Below are 6,201 nucleotides of genomic sequence, written 5' to 3' on the forward strand. Positions count from 1 at the left end.
TCCTGTTATTACCAGTTCTTACGCCCGAAACCAGACGTAATCGGATAGCGCCTGTCTTTACCAAAATCACGCTGTGTAATACGTGGACCAATCGGTGCCTGACGACGTTTATATTCATTGATGTCCACCAACCGGATCACCTTACGAATAATAGCTTCATCAAAACCTTCAGCCACTAAGTCAGCCACAGATTTATCTTTTTCGACATATCCCTCAAGGATGGCATCCAACATGTCATACGGTGGTAAGCTGTCCTGATCGAGCTGATCAGGAGCCAGTTCCGCAGATGGTGGACGATCAATGACACGCTGAGGAATAGCAGGAGATACTGTATTACGGTATTTCGCTAATGCAAATACCATAGTTTTTGGAACATCTTTCAAAGCATTAAAGCCACCAGCCATATCACCGTACAGGGTCGAGTAACCTACCGCCGATTCGCTTTTATTGCTGGTTGTCAACACCAAACGACGGCGTTTGTTTGACATTGCCATTAAGACAACTGCCCGGCAACGTGCCTGTAAATTCTCTTCAGTGGTATCTTTCTTTGTACCCGCAAATATAGGCTCCAATTGAGCCATAAACGCATCAAACATAGGTTCGATAGATACTATGTCAAATTCAACACCGAGTAATTCTGCTTGTTCTCTGGCATCATGAATACTCATTTCAGAGGTATAGCGGAATGGCATCATCACAGCCTGTACATGCTCTTTACCCAAAGCATCAACAGCAATTGCCAGTGTCAAACCTGAATCAATACCACCGGATAAACCGAGTAATGCTCCCTTAAAACCATTTTTCTGCACATAATCACGTACAGAGAGCACCAATGCCTTATAAATTTGTGCAAGTGGCGGTAATTGGGGAGCCGGATTTGCCATCGGCTCAATTGTCATTTCATTGAAACGACACTGTTCAACTTGTTCTGCAAAAGCTACCATGCGATGAGTAATTTCACCGTTTACATCAAAAACTTTTGAACAGCCATCAAAGATCAGTTGATCTTGTCCACCAACCTGATTCAGGTAAATTATTGGCAAGTGAATACGCTGACAGTGTGATTTAATCAATGTGCTACGGATATTCGGTTTTTCACGATTAAAAGGAGACGCATTAATGGACAGAATGATATCAGCTCCTGCTTCTTTCAAGGCATCAATCGGCGCATCGAACCACAAATCTTCACAAATCAACAAACCGAGATTATAGCCTTTAAATGGTACAACACAGATTTGCTTGCCCGCTTTGAAATAACGTTCTTCATCAAAAACACCATAATTGGGTAATTGTTGTTTGAAATAACGGGCAACGGTTTCACCTTTCCAGAACAGAGAAAGAGCATTATATATTTTTCCGTCCTGTTGCCACGGATGGCCAACTAAAATACCAACCTGAGAGCTTGCTTCCTGCAAACGTACTAATTGTTCACGACAGCGCTGATGAAAATCAGAACGGAACAGTAGATCTTCAGGAAAATATCCCGACAATGCTAACTCAGAAAACACGACGAGATCAGCGCCCTTTTCTTGCTGTTCTTGCACTGTCTGCAACATGCGATCGCTGTTGCCTTCGATATCCCCTACTAACCAGTTTAATTGAGCAAGGGCGATATTAAGAGTACGACTCATAGAATGCGGCTCTCCTGGGCCATTATTCACTTCTCTGCCTGATGAAGACAGTCAATCTCTTACGGCTTTAAATACCGTTTCAACTTTATGGATTTAAATAACAGAAAGGTTATTCTTTAAAATCGTTAGCATCCAACTCATGACGAGCCAACAATTTATAAAACTCTGTTCGGTTACGTCCTGCCATACGAGCAGCATGGGTAACATTCCCTTTTGTCATTTGCAACAATTTGCGCAAATAATTCAGTTCAAACTGACTACGCGCTTCCACAAATGTCGGCAATGCCGTATTTTCGCCTTCTAATGCCTGCATAACTAAAGCATCACTAATCACCGGAGCTGTCGTCAATGCTACACACTGCTCGATAACATTGACCAATTGGCGGACATTACCCGGCCAACTGGCAGCCATCAGACATTTCATCGCATTAGTGGAAAAGCTGCGCACAAAAGGTTTATGGCGTTTGGCCGATTCACGCAGCAAATGATTTGCCAATAAAGGAATGTCTTCTGCACGTTCATTCAGAGCCGGGATTTTCAGGTTAACTACGTTTAATCGATAATAGAGGTCTTCCCTGAATTCATTACGCTGCATCGCTTTTGGCAAATTACGGTGAGTTGCGGAAATGATCCTGACATCAATATCCAAATCTCGGTTACTTCCCAAAGGACGGACTTTACGCTCCTGCAAGACCCTTAATAATTTGACTTGTAGTGCTGATGGCATATCACCAATTTCATCAAGGAACAGAGTTCCTCCTTGTGCGGCCAGAAATAGGCCTTCCCGGCTACTGACTGCCCCAGTAAATGCACCTTTAGCATGACCAAATAACTCAGACTCCAACAATTGTTCAGGTAAGGCGCCGCAATTAATGGCAATAAAAGGTTTTTTCGCACGCGGGCTTGCACGATGGATAGCCTGAGCCAGAACTTCCTTACCCGTTCCGCTTTGCCCATTAATCAGAACACTAACGTCAGATTGAGCCACCATTTTCGCCTGCTCCAGCAGACGCAACATTAGCGGGCTGCGTGTGACAATTTGTTCACTCCACTTTCCATCTATAGCTGGTGTTGATAATTCCAGCGCATCATCAATAGCTTTATAAAGTGCATCACGATCAACGGGTTTAGTCAGAAAACTAAATACCCCTTGTTGTGTCGCAGCAACAGCATCCGGGATAGAGCCATGTGCTGTGAGAATAATCACCGGCATACCGGGATGCTGTTTTTGGATTTCCGCAAACAACGTCATGCCATCCATTTCATCCATGCGTAAGTCACTAATGACCAAATCCACTTTCTCTTTCAGCAACATGCGTAATGCTTCATGCCCACTTTCCACTGTTGTGACACGAAATCCTTCACTAGTCAGACGCATCCCCAATAATTTTAATAGACTTGGATCATCATCAACTAAAAGAAGATGAGCGGGATTGCGTACGGTCATGGTGATTCAGCTCCTTTTTCTTCTGAAGAATTAGCTTCTGTTTTCGTTTGCGGGGTTAACTCTGATCCTGTTTCTGGCTTGTTTTCCGGTTTAGTTTCCGGTTTAGTATTATTCACCTTATTACCCGTATCAACTGCATGTTCTCTTTCACCTTGTCCGGTTTCACCTGAAACCGGAGAGTTAGAATTGTTCTGGACTTGCTTGCGGGAAGAAAGCTGACGTTCAATATCCGTTAGATTTTCTAATTTGCGGGATATTGAACGCAGTTCATACTCCAAACGGGCCCGTGTCTCTTTCAATCGATCAATTTTGGCATCACTGTCAAATTGTAATCGTTGATATTTTGACTTTTGTTCTGCCAGATTGATTTTTAAATATTGCTGTTCACTCCACAACTGCAACAATGACAATATTGAAGACGGAAATTGCAGGCTATATCGATTCAAACTTTCCATAATCTTACGCCGTTCAATTAATGACGGTGCAGCTTGGTCGATAAGGATACTCTGCTTAAAAACTTGTGACCATTCTGTCGGCGTAAACCGTTTTGCCATATTGCGGGCTTCTACTGGAGGCAGTTTATTCGTACAGTCCATCAATTTTAACCAATAAAGACCATTTTCCGTTGCGGCTGGTTTTGCGATATCCCATATTACATCGCACCCCTTGATGCGATAATCTGTGACACGTTGCTCTGGTATAATAGATTCGGCAATCGTGACTAAATCATCAGAACCGGAATTTGAGACACATCCTGTCAGTAAATAGGGAACAAACAGTAAAACTATGGCACGAAAACGCAGGAGTGAAGCTCGTTCAAACAAGCACGCTATAACCGCCGTTTTTTTCATTGTTCGGGTCTCAATATCTTGCTGCTCCGTTTTCATCATCTCCGTCTTCATCATAAAGTGGTGAATAAACCTGTTGTGCATATTATTTAGTCATTCTCTGCGGTTAATGGCAGTTCAATCCGAAAGCATACATCAGCAAAGTCAGTTTCTATCAGATGAAGTTTCCCTCCCATCCGTTTAATACAGTCCTGCGCAATACTCAAACCAAGGCCACTTCCCTTGACCGCTCCTTTGCGCTGAAGTTTTCCTTGGTAAAATGGTTCAAAAATCATGCTTTTTTCTGAATCAGGGATAGGCGTTCCTGTATTGGCAATGTCAATCTGAATATTTTTATCTAATTGCCGACTGGAAATCCAAATGTTACCGGATTCAGCGCCATAGTGCACTGCATTGGAGTAGAGATTATCAATGACTCGCATCAATAGTTTAGGTTCAGCCCAACAATTATCAGCATCTAATTGGATTTTTGTATAAATATTTTTTGACCGTGCAGGCAACTGATGTGACAGAACAACACTATCAACGAGTTCTTTTAAAGACACCATCTGGTGTTCAGCAGGATTATTCACGATGTTACGATTATATTCGAGCAATTGCTCAATAAGCTGCTGCAAATGTTTACTACTGCTATCCAGAATACTGACCACTTCTTTTTGGTCGGTTGTCAGTGGCCCGGCAATTTCATCCGCCAATAATTCCGTACCTTCACGCATACTGGCGAGAGGTGTTTTCAATTCATGGGAGATATGACGTAAAAATTCATGTCGTTGAGATTCAAGCCAAGATAGACGCTCACTCAACCAAATAATCCGCAATGCCAGTGAACGTAATTCTCTGGGGCCTTTAAAAGATTCAATCTTACTTTCCAGTGTTTGTCCTGCACCTAATCGATTGATCATTCGTTCAATGCCTTTTACCGGCCCAATGATCATCCGGGTAAAAAGTGCGATTAAGAAAGCACTCAGCAGGAATAGAATTAAACTTTGCCAGCCAAAAAACCGCCCCTTATCAGCAATGTCTTTCTGCAATTGCTCACCACGGGTGAAAATGATATTGCGTGTTTCCTGTACTAACTGATTATTGGCATTTGAGAACTGCTCAAGCAGTTTAGCCGACTCAGGCTCTGGTACGCCATTATTACAAGTGATATTTGTCAGGCCCGACAATAGTTGATTAAATTTATCCTTATATTCTCTATTAGCCAGCATCGCCATCTGATTATTCAACATACTGGTATACTGTTGATATTGACGTTGATAGAGTTTTTCCAGCCGGATATCTCCCAATACACAATACTGACGGTAGCTGCGTTCCATCTCAAGAGCGACACTTATCATTGCTTCACTACGCCGGGCATCAGATAGCGTTGCGCGGTTAATTTCTGCCGCTTGTGTACTGAGCTGATCAAGACTTTGATATGCCTGATATGCCAGTACCAACAACGGCAATAGCACCAGCCAGAAAGCCATTACAACCAATTGACGCAATGAGCGGGGAAATAAACGCCATTTTTTCAGAGAAATCATCTTATAACCTGTAATTACATTGATGCTAACCGACATAAATAGCTATAAAGAGTGGTATGTCAAGATGATACTTGTGCACAAGATGCGGAGGAAGACATTGTCTCCAATAATGACGGCGGGGTAGTATTTTTTCTACTACCCCCGCCAGTGAGGATCATTGATAAACAGATAGGTGGTGCCTCACTCCACGTGTCGCCCGTTGCTTGATAAGGCCAGAAAGCGAATATCATTAATTGGACGGTAGGCACCTTACTTTGGCGTCATTCCTGGCTTATGTGGCATATTTCCACCCTACTTTGTGGGCCAACATAAAAAATTGAATGAGCAACTACATACCATTAAGCATATTACGTGCCAATTTTCAAAAATATAATTTAATTCATTGATTTTAATAAATAAAAATAAAAACCACTTTAATGTTCACATTTTTTTATGCTTATTCTTTTATTCACGTCATATATTTTTGTCGCCAATTGATGACACCAAACCACAAAAATATGTTCTATGAATTAAATCAATCAATTAAATGTCTCTTTTTTGAGACACTAAAACATACCATTGTCGCAATTTAGAGACACTCCTTTAAAACAATTAATTTCTTTAACTCATAACTCCAGCATTATTAACCCGGTGTGCAAATGCCCATACTCCCATCATGCAGCATAATTAATTTTGGGGTGCAGAAAAAAGCGAGCAACATGTTTATTTCTTCTTTGCAGCTTCCTGAGATGACTTTTTGTCTTTTT

The 6,201-nt window shown here is 41.9% G+C and carries 4 protein-coding genes; all 4 read right to left on the reverse strand.

Annotation, left to right across the window (positions count from 1 at the left end; translation table 11 throughout):
- Positions 1 to 8: 8 nt before the first annotated feature.
- The 4 genes from Xind_RS11610 to Xind_RS11625 all read right to left on the reverse strand — a co-directional run bounded on the left by Xind_RS11610 (position 9) and on the right by Xind_RS11625 (position 5,455).
- The gene (locus Xind_RS11610) at positions 9 to 1,631 is read right to left on the reverse strand and encodes an NAD+ synthase (RefSeq protein ID WP_187650082.1); all 1,623 of its coding nucleotides are present in this window, start codon (positions 1,629 to 1,631) and stop codon (positions 9 to 11) included.
- Positions 1,632 to 1,740: 109 nt separating this feature from the next.
- Complete coding sequence (gene glrR, locus Xind_RS11615; RefSeq protein WP_047683036.1) at positions 1,741 to 3,078, reverse strand: two-component system response regulator GlrR; 1,338 nt, start codon at positions 3,076 to 3,078, stop codon at positions 1,741 to 1,743.
- Positions 3,075 to 3,983, reverse strand: a complete 909-nt coding sequence (qseG, locus tag Xind_RS11620; protein WP_231571461.1) for a two-component system QseEF-associated lipoprotein QseG — start codon at positions 3,981 to 3,983, stop codon at positions 3,075 to 3,077. The genes glrR and qseG overlap by 4 nt, the downstream gene beginning before the upstream one ends.
- A 32-nt stretch (positions 3,984 to 4,015) precedes the next feature.
- A complete protein-coding gene (locus tag Xind_RS11625) occupies positions 4,016 to 5,455 on the reverse strand; it encodes a sensor histidine kinase (RefSeq protein ID WP_187650083.1) in 1,440 nt (479 codons plus the stop codon).
- Positions 5,456 to 6,201 lie beyond the last annotated feature (746 nt).

This window comes from Xenorhabdus indica (assembly GCF_014467235.1).
GTDB classification, from domain to species: domain Bacteria; phylum Pseudomonadota; class Gammaproteobacteria; order Enterobacterales; family Enterobacteriaceae; genus Xenorhabdus; species Xenorhabdus indica.

Coding starts and splice junctions, on each gene's coding strand:
- Xind_RS11610 (WP_187650082.1), bottom strand. CDS start 1,631: ATGAGTCGTACTCTTAATATCGCCCTTGCTCAATTAAACTGGTTAGTA.
- glrR (WP_047683036.1), bottom strand. CDS start 3,078: ATGACCGTACGCAATCCCGCTCATCTTCTTTTAGTTGATGATGATCCA.
- qseG (WP_231571461.1), bottom strand. CDS start 3,983: ATGATGAAGACGGAGATGATGAAAACGGAGCAGCAAGATATTGAGACC.
- Xind_RS11625 (WP_187650083.1), bottom strand. CDS start 5,455: ATGATTTCTCTGAAAAAATGGCGTTTATTTCCCCGCTCATTGCGTCAA.